The organism is Pseudomonas sp. BF-RE-25, assembly GCF_019956105.1.
In the GTDB taxonomy this organism is placed as follows: domain Bacteria; phylum Pseudomonadota; class Gammaproteobacteria; order Pseudomonadales; family Pseudomonadaceae; genus Aquipseudomonas; species Aquipseudomonas migulae.
The window spans coordinates 13,723-31,354 of record NZ_JAHBDB010000058.1; the positions used below are offsets into that span (position 1 = coordinate 13,723).

The 17,632-nt window shown below is 60.3% G+C and carries 16 protein-coding genes; 4 read left to right on the forward strand and 12 right to left on the reverse strand.

The window, feature by feature from the left end; all coding sequences use genetic code 11:
* The first annotated feature begins 68 nt into the window (after positions 1 to 68).
* Complete coding sequence (locus tag KGB24_RS23460) at positions 69 to 803, forward strand: ArsR/SmtB family transcription factor (protein WP_008038764.1); 735 nt, start codon at positions 69 to 71, stop codon at positions 801 to 803.
* Positions 804 to 915: 112 nt separating this feature from the next.
* On the opposite strand, the gene KGB24_RS23465 is transcribed toward KGB24_RS23460, so the two are convergent.
* The 6 genes from KGB24_RS23465 to KGB24_RS23490 form a co-directional block, all read right to left on the reverse strand.
* Entirely contained in the window at positions 916 to 1,869 is a 954-nt protein-coding gene (locus KGB24_RS23465; RefSeq protein WP_008031333.1) for an adenosine deaminase, read from the reverse strand.
* Positions 1,870 to 1,950: 81 nt separating this feature from the next.
* Positions 1,951 to 2,916: an isopenicillin N synthase family dioxygenase gene (locus KGB24_RS23470; RefSeq protein ID WP_223413723.1), complete on the reverse strand. Its 966-nt coding sequence runs from the start codon at positions 2,914 to 2,916 to the stop codon at positions 1,951 to 1,953.
* Positions 2,917 to 3,057: 141 nt separating this feature from the next.
* Positions 3,058 to 4,140: a BMP family ABC transporter substrate-binding protein gene (locus tag KGB24_RS23475; RefSeq protein ID WP_223413724.1), complete on the reverse strand. Its 1,083-nt coding sequence runs from the start codon at positions 4,138 to 4,140 to the stop codon at positions 3,058 to 3,060.
* 351 nt (positions 4,141 to 4,491) lie between these two features.
* A complete protein-coding gene (locus tag KGB24_RS23480) occupies positions 4,492 to 5,850 on the reverse strand; it encodes an 8-oxoguanine deaminase (RefSeq protein WP_223413725.1) in 1,359 nt (452 codons plus the stop codon).
* A 259-nt stretch (positions 5,851 to 6,109) separates the two neighbouring features.
* Positions 6,110 to 6,796, reverse strand: a complete 687-nt coding sequence (locus KGB24_RS23485; protein ID WP_207284788.1) for an SDR family oxidoreductase — start codon at positions 6,794 to 6,796, stop codon at positions 6,110 to 6,112.
* 25 nt (positions 6,797 to 6,821) lie between these two features.
* A complete protein-coding gene (locus tag KGB24_RS23490; RefSeq protein WP_192227000.1) occupies positions 6,822 to 7,172 on the reverse strand; it encodes a MerR family transcriptional regulator in 351 nt (116 codons plus the stop codon).
* Between the two features lie 82 nt (positions 7,173 to 7,254).
* Between KGB24_RS23490 and KGB24_RS23495 the strand changes: the two genes are divergently transcribed.
* A complete protein-coding gene (locus KGB24_RS23495; protein ID WP_223413726.1) occupies positions 7,255 to 7,695 on the forward strand; it encodes a hypothetical protein in 441 nt (146 codons plus the stop codon).
* A gap of 39 nt (positions 7,696 to 7,734) precedes the next feature.
* On the opposite strand, the gene KGB24_RS23500 is transcribed toward KGB24_RS23495, so the two are convergent.
* From KGB24_RS23500 to KGB24_RS23525, 6 genes are all read right to left on the reverse strand, one after another.
* Positions 7,735 to 8,661 carry an ABC transporter permease gene (locus tag KGB24_RS23500; protein WP_223413727.1) on the reverse strand — a complete coding sequence of 309 codons (927 nt, stop codon included), beginning with the start codon at positions 8,659 to 8,661 and terminating at the stop codon, positions 7,735 to 7,737.
* Positions 8,661 to 9,767, reverse strand: coding sequence for an ABC transporter permease (locus KGB24_RS23505; RefSeq protein ID WP_223413728.1), 1,107 nt, complete (start codon positions 9,765 to 9,767; stop codon positions 8,661 to 8,663). Before KGB24_RS23505 ends, KGB24_RS23500 begins: the two co-directional genes overlap by 1 nt.
* Positions 9,768 to 9,778: 11 nt before the next feature.
* The gene (locus KGB24_RS23510; RefSeq protein WP_223413729.1) at positions 9,779 to 11,344 is read right to left on the reverse strand and encodes an ABC transporter ATP-binding protein; all 1,566 of its coding nucleotides are present in this window, start codon (positions 11,342 to 11,344) and stop codon (positions 9,779 to 9,781) included.
* 530 nt (positions 11,345 to 11,874) lie between these two features.
* Positions 11,875 to 12,456 carry an IMPACT family protein gene (locus KGB24_RS23515; protein WP_223413730.1) on the reverse strand — a complete coding sequence of 194 codons (582 nt, stop codon included), beginning with the start codon at positions 12,454 to 12,456 and terminating at the stop codon, positions 11,875 to 11,877.
* A 7-nt stretch (positions 12,457 to 12,463) separates the two neighbouring features.
* The gene (locus KGB24_RS23520) at positions 12,464 to 13,114 is read right to left on the reverse strand and encodes a TetR/AcrR family transcriptional regulator (protein ID WP_008031358.1); all 651 of its coding nucleotides are present in this window, start codon (positions 13,112 to 13,114) and stop codon (positions 12,464 to 12,466) included.
* 209 nt (positions 13,115 to 13,323) lie between these two features.
* Positions 13,324 to 14,244 carry a LysR family transcriptional regulator gene (locus tag KGB24_RS23525; protein WP_008031360.1) on the reverse strand — a complete coding sequence of 307 codons (921 nt, stop codon included), beginning with the start codon at positions 14,242 to 14,244 and terminating at the stop codon, positions 13,324 to 13,326.
* Between the two features lie 124 nt (positions 14,245 to 14,368).
* Between KGB24_RS23525 and KGB24_RS23530 the strand changes: the two genes are divergently transcribed.
* Positions 14,369 to 15,718, forward strand: coding sequence for an aspartate aminotransferase family protein (locus tag KGB24_RS23530; RefSeq protein ID WP_223413946.1), 1,350 nt, complete (start codon positions 14,369 to 14,371; stop codon positions 15,716 to 15,718).
* 64 nt (positions 15,719 to 15,782) lie between these two features.
* Positions 15,783 to 17,276 carry a CoA-acylating methylmalonate-semialdehyde dehydrogenase gene (locus KGB24_RS23535; protein WP_008031364.1) on the forward strand — a complete coding sequence of 498 codons (1,494 nt, stop codon included), beginning with the start codon at positions 15,783 to 15,785 and terminating at the stop codon, positions 17,274 to 17,276.
* The last annotated feature ends 356 nt before the right edge of the window (positions 17,277 to 17,632 follow it).

Sequence of the window (17,632 nt, forward strand, 5' to 3'; positions counted from 1 at the left end):
CCGACGACACATTACTGGTCAAGATGTCTCTGAGCAGTAGACGAAACGATTCAACAGGGAGTGAATACATGGAACATGCACCTTGCATCAGCCAGATCGCCACGTTGCTGGCTGACCCAAAGCGCAGCGCAATGATGTGGGCCTTGATGGACGGCTCAGCGCGACAAACCGAAGAGCTGGCCTTGCTGGCCGGCCTGTCACCGTCTTCGGCCAGTGCACACCTGGGGCGTTTGTCCGCCGGAGGTCTGTTGAAAGTCGAAACCCGTGGCCGCAAGCGGTTTTTCCGCCTGGCCGCGCCCGAAGTCGGCGCTGCGATAGAAGCACTGGCCAGTGCGACGATTGCCAGCACGCCCCGAGGCATGCCGGACGTGTTCAAGCGCGCCGCACCTCTCTCCAAACCTCAGGCGGCACCTTCGTCGCTGTTGCGCGCACGACTCTGCGACGATCATTTGGGGGGCACTTTGGCCGCCGATCTTTACCAGCGTTTGCTGGATACGGGTTGGATCGAACAGTTCGAGCAGCGGGTGTCGATCACCCACAAGGGCGCCACGCAATTGGCCAAGCGCGGTGTGTACGTCCAGGCGCTGGCGCACAGCACCCGCCGCGCCGCTTGCGCCTGCCCCGACTGGAGCGAAAGACGTCCGCACATGGGCGGTTCACTGGGCGCGGCGTTGCTGCAATTGTTCATGCAGTCCGGCTGGCTGAGTTTGCCGAACGATTCGCGAGCCTTGCACGTCACCGCGACGGGGCAGCGTGAAATCCATCGCTTTGCCAAGGAAACCGAGCTGGAAATGGCGTTGTAGTACACCAATGTGGGAGCGAGCCTGCTCGCGATGGCGGCGTGTCAGTGGACAAATTCGTGTCTGACACATCGCCATCGCGAGCAGGCTCGCTCCCACAGGGGAACTGCGGAGTTTATGGTTTGACCAACCGCGCATCCAGGCTGTTTTGCGCCAGGCGTTTGGCCTGATCCTGGGTCATGCCCAGATCGGTGTACAGCGCATGGAAGTTCTCGGTCACATACCCGCCGAAGTACGCCGGGTCGTCCGAGTTCACCGTGACTTTCACGCCGCGCTCAAGCATGTCGAGAATGTTGTGCTGGGACATGTGATCGAACACGCAGAGCTTGGTGTTTGACAACGGGCAGACGGTCAACGGGATCTGCTCGTCGATGATCCGCTGCATCAGGCGCTCGTCTTCGATGGCGCGTACGCCATGGTCGATGCGCTGGATTTTCAACAGGTCGAGGGCTTCCCAGATGTACTCGGGCGGGCCTTCTTCACCGGCGTGGGCGACGGTCAGGAAGCCTTCGTGGCGGGCGCGATCAAACACGCGCTGGAACTTGCTCGGCGGGTGACCCATTTCCGAACTGTCCAGGCCGACGGCCACAAACGCATCGCGGAACGGCAGCGCCTGATCGAGGGTTTTCTGTGCTTGTTCTTCGCTCAAGTGACGCAGGAAGCTCAAGATCAAACCGCTGGTGATGCCCAGTTGCTGCTCGCCATCCTTCAGTGCGGCGGCGATGCCGTTGAGCACCACTTCGAACGGGATGCCACGGTCGGTGTGGGTCTGCGGGTCGAAGAACGGCTCGGTGTGAATCACGTTCTGCGCCTTGCAACGCAACAGGTAGGCCCAGGTCAGGTCGTAGAAATCCTGCGAAGTGCGCAGCACGTCGGCGCCCTGGTAATACAGGTCGAGAAACTCTTGCAGGTTGTTGAAGGCGTACGCCTTGCGCAGGGTTTCGACATCGCTCCACGGTAGAGCGATCTTGTTGCGTTCGGCCAGGGCGAACAGCAACTCGGGCTCCAGCGAACCCTCCAGGTGCAAGTGCAGTTCTGCCTTGGGCAGGGCGTTCAGCCAATCGTACATTGTAGAAATCTCATCAGGTGCAATGCCGGCATTCTACAGGTGCTGACTGCAACAATTGGTAAAACCTGACCAAGAGGTTCATTACCCCGCCTCTTGCTCTCGCCGATAAGCATAGGTGTCGGCGAAGCGCGAGAGCAGGAATTCGGCGCAGGTGGTGGCCGGGTATTTCGCCGGGTGAAGGGCATCCTGACAACCGGGCAGGCATTCAATGCGCGTGTCGGGGTGCGGCTCGGCAAAGAATGGCATCGAGTAACGGTCCACACCCAGCGGGCTGATCACCCGGTGCGGCGTCGACAGATAACGGTCGTTGCTCCAGCGCGCCATCATGTCGCCGAGGTTGACCACGAAAGTGCCTTCGATGGGCGGCGCGTCGATCCAGTCGCCTTTGACGTTGCGCACTTGCAGGCCGCCGGCCGCGTCCTGATACAGCAGGGTGATGCAGCCGTAATCGGTGTGGGCGCCGGCGCCTTGCTGATCTGCGGAGCTGGCGGTATGGCGCGGCGGGTAGTGGATCATCCGCAGCACGCTGACCGGTTCATGGAAGCGCGTGTCAAAGAAGTCGCGCTCGATGTTCAGCGCCATCGTCATTGCGCGCAACAGGGTTTGAGCCAGCGCCTGCATGTCGACGTAATGCTGCTCCATCAGCGCTTCCCAACCGGGCATCGAGGGATGACGGTTGGGGCCGCGCAGCGGTTTTTCTGCCAGCACTTGCGGGTGATCGGCCGGCAGGTGCAGGCCCATGTCGAAGGTTTCTTTCAGGTCACTGGGCTTGCTCGGGTCGAGCTGTTCGGTGGCGATGGCGCCGTAGCCGCGATGGTGTCGGGTCTGGGTGATGTCGATGCTGAGCTTTTCGGCGGCGGGCAGGGTGAAGAAACGTCGGGCGTGATCAAGCACGGCGTCGATGCGTGCGGCACTGATCGGGTGACCCTTGATGTAGAAGAAGCCCCACTCGCGACAGGCGCGGTCGATGCGTGTGGCGACGGATTGCCAGGCGGTCTGGTCATCGCTGTAGAGCGGGGCGATGTCGATGATGGGCAGGCTGTTCATACGTAATCCTTGAAGACGCTGAAAATCCAGTGTGGGAGTGAGCCTGCTCGCGATAGCGGATTGTCATTCAACAGTGATGTCGGATGTGACGGCCTCATCGCGAGCAGGCTCGCTCCTACAGGGGTTGTGTTGGGCTGAGGGTTACTTCGGTATCTCGGCCTTCATGCCTTCAACGTAGTAATTCATCGAGGCCAGTTCCGCGTTGCTCGCCGTCGCGCCCGCCGCAATTTTCTCCACGCCCGCCTGATCCTTGATCGGCCCGGTAAACGGATGCAGCGCACCGCTCTTGATGTCCGCGATGATCTGTTCGGCCTCGGCTTTCACCGGCGCCGGCACCAGGTCGCTGATAGGCAGTTCAACCGTGCCTTCCTTCAAGCCGCCCCAGTAATCCTGCGACTTCCACGCATGCTCGATCACGCTTTGGGTCGCCTGAATGTAATGCGGTGCCCAGTCGTTGACGATCGAGGTCAGCACCGCTTTCGGCCCGAAGTGCGCCATGTCCGAAGCGTAGCCCACGGCATACACCCCGCGACGCTCGGCGGCCTGGATCGGCGCCGGGCTGTCGGTGTGCTGGAACACCACATCCACGCCTTGATCGATCAACGCGTTGGCGGCGTCGGCTTCCTTGCCCGGGTCGAACCAGGAATTGACCCACACCACTTTGATCTCGGTACCGGGGTTGTATTTGTTCAGGGCCAGTTGAATGGCGTTGATGTCGCGGATCACTTCCGGAATCGGGAACGAGGCGACGTAGCCGATCTTTTTGGTCTTGGTCATTTTCGCCGCGAGGAAGCCGCCGACGTAGCGACCTTCATAGGTGCGCGCCAGGTAGGTGCCGAGGTTCTTGTCCTGCTTGTAGCCGGTGGCGTGCTCGAAGGTCACCTTGGGAAATTGTTTCGCGACTTTCAGGGTCGGGTTCATGTAGCCGAAGGAGGTGGTGAAGATCAGGTCGTAGTTGTCCTTGGCCATGTTGCGGATCACCCGCTCGGCGTCGGCACCTTCGGCGACGTTTTCCACGTACTGGGTGGTGATCTGCGAGCCGAATTTTTCGGCCAGCGCCTTGCGTCCCTGTTCATGCTGATACGTCCAGCCGTGATCACCGATCGGGCCGATGTAGACGAAGCCGACTTTCAGCGGGTCAGCGGCGCTGACGGTCAGGCTGGCGCTCAGACCGAAGGTTGCAGCGACGGCGCACAGCAGCTTCTTCAACGGACGTTTATGCATGAATTCCCACTCCATTTTGTTTTGAGGTTGGAGGGGGTAATGCAAATTACTGACCAACAGGACAACAAATATCCGAAACCGTGTAGCGGCCTTCGCGGGCAAGCCTCGCTCCTACAGGTCGGCGTTGTACTTGTAGGAGCGAGGCTCGCCCGCGAAGAGGCCCGCAAGGCCAATAAAGTGCATGGCCATGCAGGGTTGCCATCCACTGGTGCGCTAAGGCGTCACGAAACGCCCGCAGGCAGTCGGTGGTCAACATCGCCATTGGGGCTTTAAAAAGCATCGCCGGCAAGCCGGCTCCTACAGTTATCGCGCATAACCTGTAGGAGCCGGCTTGCCGGCGAAGGTGTCCGATCAGACGCCAGCGATCAACTGCCGGGCCGCCTGGCTGTGATCGGCGATCAAGCCTTTGAGATCCAGCCCCTCAACCTGCCCGTCGATCACTCGCCACTTGCCTCCCACCATCACCCGATCCGCCCGATCCGCACCACATAACAGCAATGCCGAAACCGGGTCATGGCTACCGGAAAACCGCAGCTCATCCAGCTTGAACAACGCCAGGTCCGCCTGCTTGCCCACCGCCAGTTCACCGATATCGGTGCGCCCGAGCAAACTCGCCGAACCCTTGGTCGCCCATCCCAGCACCAATTCCGGCGTGATCTTCTCGGCGCCATAACGCAGCCGCTGGATGTACAGTGCCTGACGGGTTTCGAGCATCATGTTCGACGCATCGTTGGACGCCGAGCCATCCACGCCGAGGCCCAGCAACGCGCCGGCGGCGGTCAGCTCCAGCGTCGGGCAGATGCCGGACGCGAGGCGCATGTTCGAGCTCGGGCAATGGCAAATGCCAGTGCCGGCCGCGCCGAGGCGGGTGATTTCATCCGGGTTGAAGTGGATGCCATGCGCCAGCCAGGTGCGCGGGCCGAGCCAGCCGACGCTGTCCAGATAATCCACGGTGCGCAGGCCGAAGCGTTGCAGGCAGAAGTCTTCTTCGTCGAGGGTTTCCGCCAGGTGCGTGTGCAGTCGTACGTCGAGTTTGTTCGCCAGTTCGGCGCTGGCAGACATGATCTCCGGTGTCACCGAAAACGGTGAGCACGGCGCCAGGGCGATCTGGATTTGCGCGCCATCACCACGCTCGTGGTACTCGGCGATCAGGCGCTGACTGTCGTCGAGGATCACTTCGCCTTCCTGCACGGTCTGCTGCGGGGGCAGGCCGCCGTCCTTCTCGCCCAGGCTCATGGAACCGCGCGTCAGCATGGCGCGCATGCCGAGGTCGCGGACGCTTTCGACTTGCACGTCGATGGCGTTTTCCAGGCCTTTCGGGAACAGGTAATGGTGATCGGCGGCGGTGGTGCAGCCGGACAGCAGCAACTCGGCCAACGCGACTTTCGTGGCAAGGGCGAGTTTTTCAGGGGTGAGGCGTGCCCAGACCGGGTACAGGGTTTTCAGCCAAGGGAACAACGGCTGATTGACCACCGGCGCCCAGGCGCGGGTCAGGGTTTGATAGAAGTGGTGATGGGTGTTGATCAGCCCCGGCAGGATCACATGCTCGCGAGCATCGAATACTTGTCCACAGGGGGCGGACGGTTGCTGGCCGGCGGCGAGCACTTCGACGATCAAGCCGTCTTGCACAACCAGGCCGCAACGGGCATCGAGGCCATTGGCAGTGAAGATCGCGAGGGGATTTTTTAACCAGGTACGGGTCGCAGGCATGTTGGCCGGCTCCTCTGAAAGTTGGGTTCAGGTTAGCCAGCTCAGTGATTACCCTGTCTGCTGATCCAGGGTCGCCGCGGGGACGAGGTGCGCAGTGTCAAACAAAACCCAGTTGCAGGCAAGTCCGGCCGGACGACTGAACCTCGTGTGGAACGCGCACCTGTGGGAGCGAGCCTGCTCGCGATGGTGGGTCAGCTGCATCGGCGTCGACTGACACTCCATCGCGAGCAGGCTCGCTCCCACAGTGGATTGACGGCGTTTACCAGGGAATGTTTTCACCCCTGTAGTTCACGAAGTGGTGCCCACCCTTGCCGGTGTAAGCATTCACCTGATCCACCAACCCACGCACACTGGTTTCCACGTCGATGTCAGCGCCTTCACCGCCCATGTCGGTTTTCACCCAGCCCGGATGCAGCGACAGCACCGTCAGTTTCTGATCGCCCAATTGCGTCACAAAGCTGTTGGTCATCGAGTTCAATGCAGCCTTGCTCGCCTTGTACAACGCCAGTTCCGGCGCGTCCGGCATGGTCACGCTGCCGAGCACCGAGCTCATGAACGCCAGCACGCCGCTGTCCGGGCGAATCTGCCCGGCAAACCGCTGAGCCAGGTTGATCGGCGCCACCGCATTGGTGAAGAACAACTGACCCACTTCAGCCAGCGTCGCACCGCCCGGCGTCTGAACGTCAGGGCCTTTTACGCCGGCATTCACGAACAACAGATCAAACACTTCACCCTTGAGCTGCTGACTCAGGGCGATGACGGCCTGCTGATCATCCATGTCGAGTTTTTCGATCCGCACCTTGCCCAGCGCCTGCAAGGCGTCGGCGTTTTGCGGGTTGCGCACGGTGGCGGTGACTTGCCAGCCGTCGGCCAGCAGGGTTTTCACCAGACCGAGGCCCAGGCCCCGGGAGGCGCCGATGATGAGTGCGGTTTTTGCCTTGGACATGAGTGGCTTCCTTGATGAATGAGGATCACGGATTTAATGGACAACGTTGCCCGAGCCGTTGTTGCAGCTCGTTGCGCAACGCGCCGAGTTCATCCATTCGGGTTTCGATCAGTTTGAGTTTGTCTTGCAGCAATTGCGTGACGGCGCTGTCCGGATCGGGCGACTGCCACAACGCGGCGACGCTGTTGCCGATCTCGCCGAGGGTAAAGCCCAGCCGTTGAGCGGTCTTGATGTAGAGCACCAGTTGCACCATGTCATCCGGATATTCGCGATAACCGTTGGCGCTACGTTGCGCCGCGATCAATCCGCGCTGCTCGTAGAAGCGCAGCGTGTCGCGGCTGACGGCGCTGGCCTGGGCTAATTCACCGATGCGCATGTTGATGTCTCGAGAGGGCTTGACCCTGGAGCATACTCCAGGCTTTAGGCTTGTTGCTCCCTGAATTTATGGAGCAGTGCCGATGTGGACTTCAACGCAATATCGCCGCGTGGTGCGGGGCAGCGCCTGGTATGACTTGATCGTGACGGCGGCGTTTGTCACGCCGTGGAGTTTCACTGCGTTGCATGGGTTGTTGGCGGGTTTGAGTCAGGCTTTGGATTTGCCCGGCGAACTGCCTGCGTTTGAGCCGATGCACATGTTGATGGCGAACCTGTTGGGCTCGATCGTGTGCGTGTGGTCGGTGCTGCGGATTCGTGATCCGCAGCAGGTTTATGGCCGGTATGACGCCGTTGGCAGATTCCTGTTCTCCGCTTGGCAGCTCTATGCCTTGCTCCATGGCGCCAGTTCGCTGTTGGTGATTTTTCTGGTCTTTGAATTGGCGTGGGGCGTTGTTCAGGTGTTGCCAGTGCGGACGCCTTCGCGGGCAAGCCTCGCTCCTACAGGATTTGCACCAAACCTGTAGGAGCGAGGCTTGCCCGCGAAGGGGCCCTAACGGTCACCGCTAATGCCCACCCTGCCAAGGCTGCCCCAACGACACCGGCGCATACAACCGTGTGCGCACGGCATCCCGCGACAGCAGCACCAACACCACAATCGTCGCGACATACGGCAGCATCGCCAGCAGACTCGATGGGATCGCCAGCCCCAACCCCTGCGCCACCAGGTGCAGGATGCTGGCGAGCCCGAACAGATACGCCCCCAGCAGCAATCGCCACACCCGCCAACTGGCAAACACCACCAGCGCCAGGGCAATCCAGCCGCGACCGGCGCTCATGTTCTCCGCCCACATCGGCGTGTAGGCCAGCGATAGATACGCCCCGGCCAAACCCGCCATCGCGCCGCCGAACAGCACCGCCAGCGTCCGTACGCCCAACACAGGCAAGCCCATCGCACTGGCCGCATCCGGGTTTTCGCCGACGGCCTGAATGATCAGCCCGACACGACTTTTCACAATCACCCACGCCACCAGCGCAAACAACGCGAACGACAGATACACCAGCAGATCCTGCGCAAACAGCATCCGTCCGATCAGCGGGATCTCGCTCAGTAAAGGGATCGCCACCGGCTCAAAACCCGCCAGCGGTTTACCGACCCACGCCGCACCGACAAAGGTCGACAGGCCCACACCAAAGATCGTCAGCGCCAACCCGGTGGCCACCTGATTAGCGTTGAACACCAGCGCCACCAACGCAAACAGCGACGACAGCAACATCCCGGCGAGCATCGCCAGCAACACGCCCAGCCACAGGTTGCCGCTGTTCAGCGCGACGATAAAACCGATCACCGCGCCAAACAGCATCATGCCTTCCTGGCCGAGGTTGAGGACGCCGCTCCTCTCACAAATCAACTCACCCAGCGCCACCAACAGCAACGGCGTGCCGCAGCGCACCATGGCGTAGAAAATATTGCTCAACAGATCGATATCCATCACAGCGCTCCTGCTTGTACGACGGTGGCCGATGCGCGACGCGTCCAGCGCAAATGCAAGCGCGGTCGGTAGAGAATCAGCACGTCACTGGCCAGCAGGAAAAACAGCATCATGCCCTGGAACAATTGCGTGATCGCTTGCGGCAGATTCATGCTCATCTGCGCGTTCTCGCCACCGATGTACAGCAATGCCATCAACAGGCTGGAAAACAGAATGCCGACCGGATTGAGCCGCCCGAGAAATGCCACGGTGATCGCGGCGTAGCCATAGCCGGGCGAGACTTGCGGCACCAACTGACCAATCGGCCCGGTGACTTCACACACGCCGGCCAGCCCCGCCAATCCGCCGCTGACCAACAGCGCCAGCCAGATCAGCCGTTTCTCGCGAAACCCGACAAAACCCGCCGCACGCTTGTCCAGCCCGAGCACTTTGATCTGGAACCCGACAAAGCTTTTCTGCAACAACACCCACACCGCCACCAACGCGAGCAGGGCAAAATAAACGCCGGCATGCACTCGACCGTCCTCCATCAACAACGGCAAACGGCTGGCATCGCCAAACATCGCCGACTCCGGAAAGTTGAACCCGGCCGGATCCTTCAGTGGCCCGTGTACGCAGAACAACAACAGGTTCAGGGCGATGTAATTGAGCATGATGCTGGTGAGTATTTCGTTAGCGTTGAAGCGCGTGCGCAACCACGCCGTCAGCCCGGCCCACGCCGCGCCGGCCAGCGTGCCGACGAGCAGGATCAACACCAATGCCCAGCGACTTTGCAGACCGATGATGTTCACCGCCAACGCACTGCCGGCCAGCGCGCCGAGCAGCAACTGGCCTTCGGCGCCGATGTTCCAGATCCGTGCCTGATACGCCACGGCCAGACCCAAGGCGCAGAGCAGAATCGGCAGCGCCTTGACCAACAATTCGGATACGCCATACAAGTCGCTGACCGGGGCGATCAGCAAGGTGTGCAAGGTCAACAACGGGTCATGGCCCAACGCGATAAACAGCAGCGAGCCGCAGGCCAATGTCAGGGCCGCCGCCAATAGTGGCGAGCACCACAGCATCAGGCGCGATCGCTGGCCACGGGGTTCGAGGGAAAGCAGCATGTGAAACTCCGTTAAACCGTTGCGGGTGCAAGTGATTGAGGGGCGTCGAACTGGCCGGCCATCCAGCCGCCGACGTCGATCAGGCGGGTGTCGACGGTCGCCCTGAGTGGCGACAAGCGTCCGCTGCACAAGGCGCCGAGCCGGTCGCTGATCTGGAACAGTTCGTCGAGGTCTTCGGAGATCACCAGGATCGCCGCGCCGGCATCGCGCAAGGCAATCAGCGCGCGGTGAATGGTCGCGGCGGCGCCGACGTCCACGCCCCAGGTCGGGTGCGCGGCCACCAGTAATTTCGGTTGCTGAAGAATCTCCCGACCGAGGATGAATTTCTGCAAGTTGCCACCGGACAGACTGCGGGCCGGCGTTTGCGCATCGGGTGTCTTGACGCCGAAGCGGCGGATGATTTCTTCGGCCAGCGCTTTAACCTTGGTCCGCCGGATCAGCCCGTTGCGCAGCAGGCCTTGTTGAAAGGCGCTGAGCAGGGCGTTGTCGGCCAGGCTCAATTCCGGCACCGCACCGTGCCCCAACCGTTCGGCAGGGACGAAGGCCAAGCCGAGTTTTCGGCGGGCATCCGGCGGCAAATGAGCCACCGCTTGCCCGTCAAAACGCAGGGTTGCACTGTCATTGCGGTGCAGGCGTTGTTCGCCACTGAGCAGCGCCAGCAGCTCATCCTGGCCATTGCCTGCCACTCCGGCGATGCCGACGATTTCGCCACGGCGTACGTGCAGGTCGATGTCCTTCAGCGAGCAGCCAAACGGATCGGGGTTGTGCCACGACAATGCGCTCACGTTCAAAAATGCATCACCGCCCACGACCTTCGGATAATCGGTGATCAGATCGGCCGCTTCCCCGACCATCAACTTCGCCAGTTGCTGATCCGAGCACTGCGCCGGCACGCAATGCCCGGCCACACGACCGCCGCGCAGCACCGTGGCGCTGTGGCACAACGCGCGCACTTCACCGAGCTTGTGGCTGATAAACAGAATGCTGCAGCCCTCGGCCGCGAGCCGGCGCAGGGTGACGAACAATTCGTCGGCCTCTTGCGGGGTCAGCACCGAGGTCGGTTCATCGAGAATCAGCAGACGGATGTCCTGCATCAGGCACCGAATGATTTCCACCCGCTGCCGTTCGCCAATCGACAGGCTGTGGACCAGTCGCTCCGGTTCCAATGCCATACCGTAGCGACGGGATACTTCGCGAATTTTTGGCTCAAGTTGTTTCGGTGTACCGGCCGCCGCGCCCATCGCCAGTGCAATGTTTTGCGCCACGCTGAGGGTTTCGAACAACGAGAAGTGCTGGAACACCATGCCGATTCCCAAACCGCGAGCCTGAGCCGGGTTGCGCATGGTCACGCGTTGGCCTTGCCAGATCATCTCGCCAGAATCAGCGTGGGTGACGCCGTAGATAATTTTCATCAGCGTACTTTTGCCCGCACCGTTTTCGCCGAGCAGCGCATGGATTTCGCCGGGCGCAATACTCAGGTCGATGGCATCGTTGGCCAGGCAACCCGGGTAGCGTTTGCTGATTCTGCGCAGTTGCAGGCGAGGCGTTTGGTCGGGGATCGGCACGGGGTTGGGCATGACAGGCTCGGGTCGATGGAGTTGTGCCTGTGGATAAAGCAATTTCCTGGCCATTGAGTCAGGAAAATTGAAAATGCTTGTTGGCCAAGGCATCGGGGACGCCGCTTCGCCACATTTCGATCCCGACGCAGCACCACATAAGGGCGCAGCGGTAGATCAGGCTCCGGTTTTGCGCAGGCCGATTTGGTCAAAAAACGAGCAACCCTTTGCAAGCCATGCCGGATATGGGGCCGCGCCAGCCATGAACGGGTTATCCACAGATTGCTCCACAGTATTTGTGCGCAAGCGCAAAGCTCGGGCATAAGCACTGAGCGGCTTTCTTCTAAAGGCGATAAACCACGCTAACTGATTGTTTTTACGTGGATTTAGTCTTTTTCAATGCGTATTGGACAAAAAGTGAGCAATGCCCGCAAAGCCGCATGACAGAAGGGTTACAGCGGTATGTGCTCAGGTTATCCACAGCCGGGTGCACAGTAGATGTGGGCAAATACACGGGATCGATAGAAGGGCGTTGAGCGTTGTTGGTGCAATCAGCGCTGCAACAGAATGCGCCCGCGACTCAAATCGGCCAGTTGCGTTTGCAGGGTGTCGATCTGCGCTTCGCCCATCGCCAATTTCAGCTCCACACCGTTGGCCGTGAACGTTTCTTCCACGACCAACCCGCCAAGTTCGGCCACCCGCAGTTTCACCAGCGTCAGTTCGCCAAACCCGCAGGCGCAACTTAGCGGTACGCGGCTGATCAGCTCAACTTTCGGTGCCGCTTGCAGGCACTTGTTCGCGCCGCCGCCATACGCCCGGGCGAGGCCGCCGGTGCCGAGTTGAATGCCGCCATACCAGCGGATCACCAGCACCGCGACCTGGTCGCAATCCTGCGCATCGATGGCCGCCAGAATCGGGCGCCCGGCGGTGCCGCCAGGCTCTCCGTCATCGGTGCTGCGGTATTGGGCGCCGAGTTTCCACGCCCAGCAATTGTGCGTGGCGTTCAGATCGCTGTGCTGCTCGATGAACGCCTGGGCTTCAGCAGGGCTGCTGATCGGTGCGGCGAAGGTGATGAAGCGGCTTTTGCGAATCTCTTCGCGGTATTCGCAAAAGCCGCTGAGGGTAAAAGGCATAAGAGTCTTAAATGGCAGGAGTCAGGCCGCAGCCTTTGAGAATGATGCGGATCAGGTTGTCGCCGGCGTCTTCCATGTCTTGCTTGGTCAGCTTGGTGCGGCCGCTGACCCGGCAAATCTGCGTGGCAAAGTCGGCGTAATGCTGGGTGCTGCCCCACAACAGAAAGATCAGGTTGACCGGGTCGACCGGGTCCATTTTGCCAGCGTCGATCCACGCTTGAAACACCGCCGCCCGGCCCTGGAACCAGGCGCGGTAATCCTGGTTGAAATATTCGGTCAGGCACTCACCGCCGCTGATCACTTCCATGGCGAAGACTCGCGAAGCTTGCGGCTGGCGGCGGGAGAATTCCATCTTGGCGCGAATGTACCGCGTCAGCGCTTCGGCCGGATCATCCTCGGCGGTGAGGGTGTTGAAGGTGCTGTCCCACAACTGCAGGATGTTGCTCAACACCGCCACGTACAACCCCAGCTTATTGGTGAAGTAGTAATGCAGGTTCGCCTTGGGCAACCCGGCATTCAGGGCGATGGTGTTCATGCTCGTGCCTTTGAACCCGTGACGGGCGAACTCGTCTTCGGCGGCTTTGATGATGGTCTCTTCGTTCTTCTGACGAATGCGGCTGGCAGGTTTGCCGCCGTGAGCGGGGACTTCAAAGGTCATAGGCACTTCCGAACAGGTGGGTGGGTGCAACCAATGCGTTGATAGCGCAACCACAGGCTCCAGACAAGTCCCGACACGATAAAACCTGACCACCACAAATCCCTGTAGGAGCGAAGCTTGCTCGCGAAGGCGTCTTTACATTCAACATTGATGTTGATTGAGCCGACGCCTTCGCGAGCAAGCTTCGCTCCTACAGGTTTTCACCTTATTCAGCGTGTTGCAGCCAGGCTCTCTAAAAAGCTTTCCAGCACCAAATGCGGGCGACGTCCCTTGCGGGTGACCGATGCAAGGCTCAAGTCATAAAACCGTGCTGTCGGTTTCAGCGCGCGCAAGCGCCCTTGTTGCACCCAGAGGCTGGCGTAGTGATCCGGCAGGTAACCGATGTAGCGCCCGGTGAGAATCAGAAACGCCATGCCTTCGCGGTCTGACGCACTGGCGGTGCAATTGAGTGCCTGGTAATGCGCCTGAATCTCGGCCGGCAGGCGGAAGGTCGGGGCGATGGCGTCCTGACTGTTGAGGCGCTCATCGTCCAGTTGTTTGTCGTCGACATAAAACAACGGATGACCAACCGCGCAATACAGCAGCGAACGTTCACTGTAGAGCGGCTGATATTCCAGCCCCGAAAGGGCGCTTGCCTGCGGCACCACGCCGACATGCAAGCGGCCGTCGAGCACGCCTTGCTCGACTTCATTGGGCGCGATCATGCGGATCTGAATCTGCACGTCCGGCCCGCGCTCCTTCAATTGCGCCAACGCGTGAGTGATGCGCATGTGGGGCAGGGTGACCAGGTTGTCGGTCAGGCCGATGGTCAATTCGCCGCGCAGGTGTTGGTGCAGGCCGTTGACCTCGGTGCGAAAACTTTCCAGCGCACTCAATAGCTGCAGTGCCGATTGATACACCTCGCGGCCTTCTTCGGTCAGGGAAAACCCGGCACGGCCTCGTTGGCACAGGCGCAGGCCGAGGCGCTGTTCCAGATCGCTCATCTGTTGGCTGATCGCCGAGCGACCGATCCCGAGCACCGACTCCGCCGCCGAGAAACCGCCGCACTCCACCACGCTGCGAAAAATCCGCAGCAAGCGGATATCAAAGTCGCTGACTTGTGCCAGCGGATCGGGGCGTCGAGTGCTCATAGTTTAGCGCTGGCCTGACTGAACGTTAGAAAAGTTGGATTTCACCGACTTTATCCCCGTGGCAATTTAGCTGCAAGAACGCTTTTCATCTCCACGCCGCTTATTGCCTTGCGAGGTTTTGCCCATGAACTTGCCTGAAAACGCCCCGAACTCCCTGGCCAGCCAGCTCAAGCTCGATGCTCACTGGATGCCCTACACCGCCAACCGAAATTTCCAGCGCGATCCGCGACTGATTGTGGCGGCTGAAGGCAGTTGGCTGACGGACGACAAGGGTCGCAAGGTCTACGATTCGCTGTCCGGTCTGTGGACCTGCGGCGCCGGGCACACCCGCAAGGAAATCCAGGAAGCGGTTGCCAAGCAGTTGGGCACGCTCGATTACTCGCCGGGCTTCCAGTACGGTCATCCGCTGTCGTTCCAACTGGCGGAGAAAATCACCGACCTGACGCCGGGTAATCTGAATCACGTGTTCTTCACCGACTCGGGTTCCGAGTGCGCTGACACTGCGGTGAAGATGGTCCGCGCTTACTGGCGTCTGAAAGGCCAGGCGACCAAAACCAAAATGATCGGTCGTGCCCGTGGTTACCACGGTGTGAACATCGCCGGCACCAGCCTCGGCGGCGTCAACGGCAACCGCAAAATCTTCGGGCAGGCGATGATGGACGTCGATCACCTGCCGCATACCTTGCTGGCGAGCAATGCTTACTCGCGCGGCATGCCAAAAGAGGGCGGTATCGCTCTGGCCGATGAGTTGCTCAAACTGATCGAGCTGCATGACGCTTCGAACATCGCCGCTGTATTTGTCGAGCCAATGGCCGGTTCCGCTGGCGTGCTGGTTCCGCCTGAGGGCTACCTCAAGCGTCTGCGCGAGATCTGCAATCAGCACAACATCCTGCTGGTGTTCGACGAAGTGATCACCGGTTTCGGCCGTACCGGTTCGATGTTCGGCGCAGACAGCTTCGGCGTGACCCCGGACCTGATGTGCATCGCCAAGCAAGTCACCAACGGTGCGATCCCGATGGGCGCAGTGATTGCCAGCTCCGAGATCTATCAGACCTTCATGAACCAGGCGACGCCGGAGTACGCCGTGGAATTCCCGCACGGCTACACCTATTCCGCGCACCCGGTGGCTTGCGCAGCTGGTTTGGCTGCACTCGACCTGCTGCAAAAGGAAAACCTGGTGCAGAGCGTGGCCGACGTCGCACCGCATTTCGAAAATGCACTGCACGGCCTGAAGGGCTCGAAAAACATCATCGACATTCGTAACTACGGGCTGGCCGGTGCTATCCAGATCGCGCCGCGTGACGGCGATGCCATCGTGCGTCCGTTCGAAGCGGGCATGGCGCTGTGGAAAGCCGGGTTCTACGTGCGCTTCGGCGGCGACACCCTGCAGTTCGGCCCAACTTTCAACAGCAAGCCGCAAGACCTTGATCGTCTGTTCGACGCGGTCGGCGAAGTGCTGAACAAAATCGACTGATTTCCCCTTCTATATAGAGGCGTCCGTTGACGGGCGCCTGTGGACAACTTTTCTGGAGCCCCGCATGAGCCTTATCCCGCATTTGATCAACGGCGAACTGGTGACCGAAGACGGTCGCACGGCCGACGTGTTCAACCCGTCTACTGGCCAGGCGATTCACAAACTGCCATTGGCCAGCCGCGAAACCATCCAGAAAGCCATCGACTCGGCCAAGGCTGCGTTCCCGGCCTGGCGCAATACTCCGCCGGCCAAACGTGCGCAGGTAATGTTCCGCTTCAAGCAACTGCTGGAACAGAACGAAGCACGTATCGCCCAACTGATCAGCGAAGAACACGGCAAGACGCTGGAAGATGCTGCCGGTGAATTGAAGCGCGGTATCGAGAACGTCGAGTTCGCGTGCGCGGCACCGGAAATCCTCAAGGGTGAATACAGCCGCAACGTCGGCCCGAACATTGATGCCTGGTCGGACTTCCAGCCGTTGGGCGTGGTCGCCGGTATTACTCCGTTCAACTTCCCGGCGATGGTGCCGCTGTGGATGTATCCGCTGGCAATCGTCTGCGGCAACTGCTTCATCCTCAAACCTTCCGAACGTGATCCGAGCTCGACGCTGTTGATCGCTCAGTTGTTGCTCGAAGCCGGTCTGCCGAAAGGCGTGTTGAGCGTGGTGCATGGTGACAAGGCGGCAGTGGATGCGCTGATCGAAGCGCCGGAAGTCAAAGCATTGAGTTTCGTTGGCTCGACGCCGATTGCCGAATACATCTACGCCGAAGGCACCAAGCGCGGCAAACGCGTTCAGGCACTGGGCGGCGCGAAGAACCACGCGGTGCTGATGCCGGATGCGGATCTGGATAACGCCGTCAGCGCTCTGATGGGCGCGGCGTACGGTTCCTGCGGCGAGCGTTGCATGGCGATTTCGGTGGCCGTGTGCGTTGGCGACCAGGTGGCCGATGCGTTGGTGGCCAAGCTGACTCCGCAGATCAAGGCATTGAAGATTGGCGCAGGCACCACTTGTGGTCTGGACATGGGGCCGTTGGTTACCGGTCAGGCTCGTGACAAAGTCAGTGGCTATGTAGAAGACGGCGTTGCCTCCGGTGCAACCCTGGTGGTGGATGGTCGTGGTCTGAGCGTCGCCGGTCATGAAGAAGGTTTCTTCCTGGGCGGCTGCTTGTTCGATAACGTCACGCCAGAGATGCGTATCTATAAAGAAGAGATCTTTGGGCCAGTGCTGTGCGTCGTCCGGGTGAACAGCCTGGAAGAGGCGATGCAACTGATCAACGATCACGAGTATGGCAACGGCACCTGCATCTTTACCCGTGATGGCGAAGCGGCGCGGTTGTTCTGCGATGAGATCGAAGTCGGCATGGTTGGCGTCAACGTGCCGTTGCCGGTGCCGGTGGCTTATCACAGCTTTGGCGGCTGGAAGCGTTCGCTGTTCGGCGATCTGCATGCGTATGGCCCGGATGGCGTGCGCTTCTACACCCGTCGCAAGGCCATTACTCAGCGCTGGCCACAGCGCGCGAGCCATGAAGCATCGCAATTCGCATTCCCTAGCTTGTAAGTAGAAGGGAAGAAGGCCGAGCCCCTAGGGGCTCGGCCTTCGTGTTTTCGGGCTTTTTTGACCCGTATGACAGAAATGTGAAAATAGGTGTTGACGGCAGATTCTGGAAGTCTATAATTCGCCCCACTTCCGGCGCAGTCGAAACGGAAAACTCCTTGGTAAACAAAGAGTTACGCAGTTTTCGACAGCGAGTTGCTTCAGGTCATCGAAGCGCAGAAGGAGTTGAAAGAGCGGTGTTGTTTGGCTCTTTTGACGGTTCGATCTTCTCGGTCGAAAGCGGAGAAAAAGAGGTGTTGACAGCAGCGAGTAACGCTGTAGAATTCGCCTCCCGCTAACGAGAGATCGGAAGCGCAAGT

Bases quoted from the DNA above. Each gene is read 5' to 3' on its own strand.
- KGB24_RS23460 (WP_008038764.1), top strand. From the start codon at position 69: ATGGAACATGCACCTTGCATCAGCCAGATCGCCACGTTGCTGGCTGAC.
- KGB24_RS23465 (WP_008031333.1), bottom strand. From the start codon at position 1,869: ATGTACGATTGGCTGAACGCCCTGCCCAAGGCAGAACTGCACTTGCAC.
- KGB24_RS23470 (WP_223413723.1), bottom strand. From the start codon at position 2,916: ATGAACAGCCTGCCCATCATCGACATCGCCCCGCTCTACAGCGATGAC.
- KGB24_RS23475 (WP_223413724.1), bottom strand. From the start codon at position 4,140: ATGCATAAACGTCCGTTGAAGAAGCTGCTGTGCGCCGTCGCTGCAACC.
- KGB24_RS23480 (WP_223413725.1), bottom strand. From the start codon at position 5,850: ATGCCTGCGACCCGTACCTGGTTAAAAAATCCCCTCGCGATCTTCACT.
- KGB24_RS23485 (WP_207284788.1), bottom strand. From the start codon at position 6,796: ATGTCCAAGGCAAAAACCGCACTCATCATCGGCGCCTCCCGGGGCCTG.
- KGB24_RS23490 (WP_192227000.1), bottom strand. From the start codon at position 7,172: ATGCGCATCGGTGAATTAGCCCAGGCCAGCGCCGTCAGCCGCGACACG.
- KGB24_RS23495 (WP_223413726.1), top strand. From the start codon at position 7,255: ATGTGGACTTCAACGCAATATCGCCGCGTGGTGCGGGGCAGCGCCTGG.
- KGB24_RS23500 (WP_223413727.1), bottom strand. From the start codon at position 8,661: ATGGATATCGATCTGTTGAGCAATATTTTCTACGCCATGGTGCGCTGC.
- KGB24_RS23505 (WP_223413728.1), bottom strand. From the start codon at position 9,767: ATGCTGCTTTCCCTCGAACCCCGTGGCCAGCGATCGCGCCTGATGCTG.
- KGB24_RS23510 (WP_223413729.1), bottom strand. From the start codon at position 11,344: ATGCCCAACCCCGTGCCGATCCCCGACCAAACGCCTCGCCTGCAACTG.
- KGB24_RS23515 (WP_223413730.1), bottom strand. From the start codon at position 12,456: ATGCCTTTTACCCTCAGCGGCTTTTGCGAATACCGCGAAGAGATTCGC.
- KGB24_RS23520 (WP_008031358.1), bottom strand. From the start codon at position 13,114: ATGACCTTTGAAGTCCCCGCTCACGGCGGCAAACCTGCCAGCCGCATT.
- KGB24_RS23525 (WP_008031360.1), bottom strand. From the start codon at position 14,244: ATGAGCACTCGACGCCCCGATCCGCTGGCACAAGTCAGCGACTTTGAT.
- KGB24_RS23530 (WP_223413946.1), top strand. From the start codon at position 14,369: ATGAACTTGCCTGAAAACGCCCCGAACTCCCTGGCCAGCCAGCTCAAG.
- KGB24_RS23535 (WP_008031364.1), top strand. From the start codon at position 15,783: ATGAGCCTTATCCCGCATTTGATCAACGGCGAACTGGTGACCGAAGAC.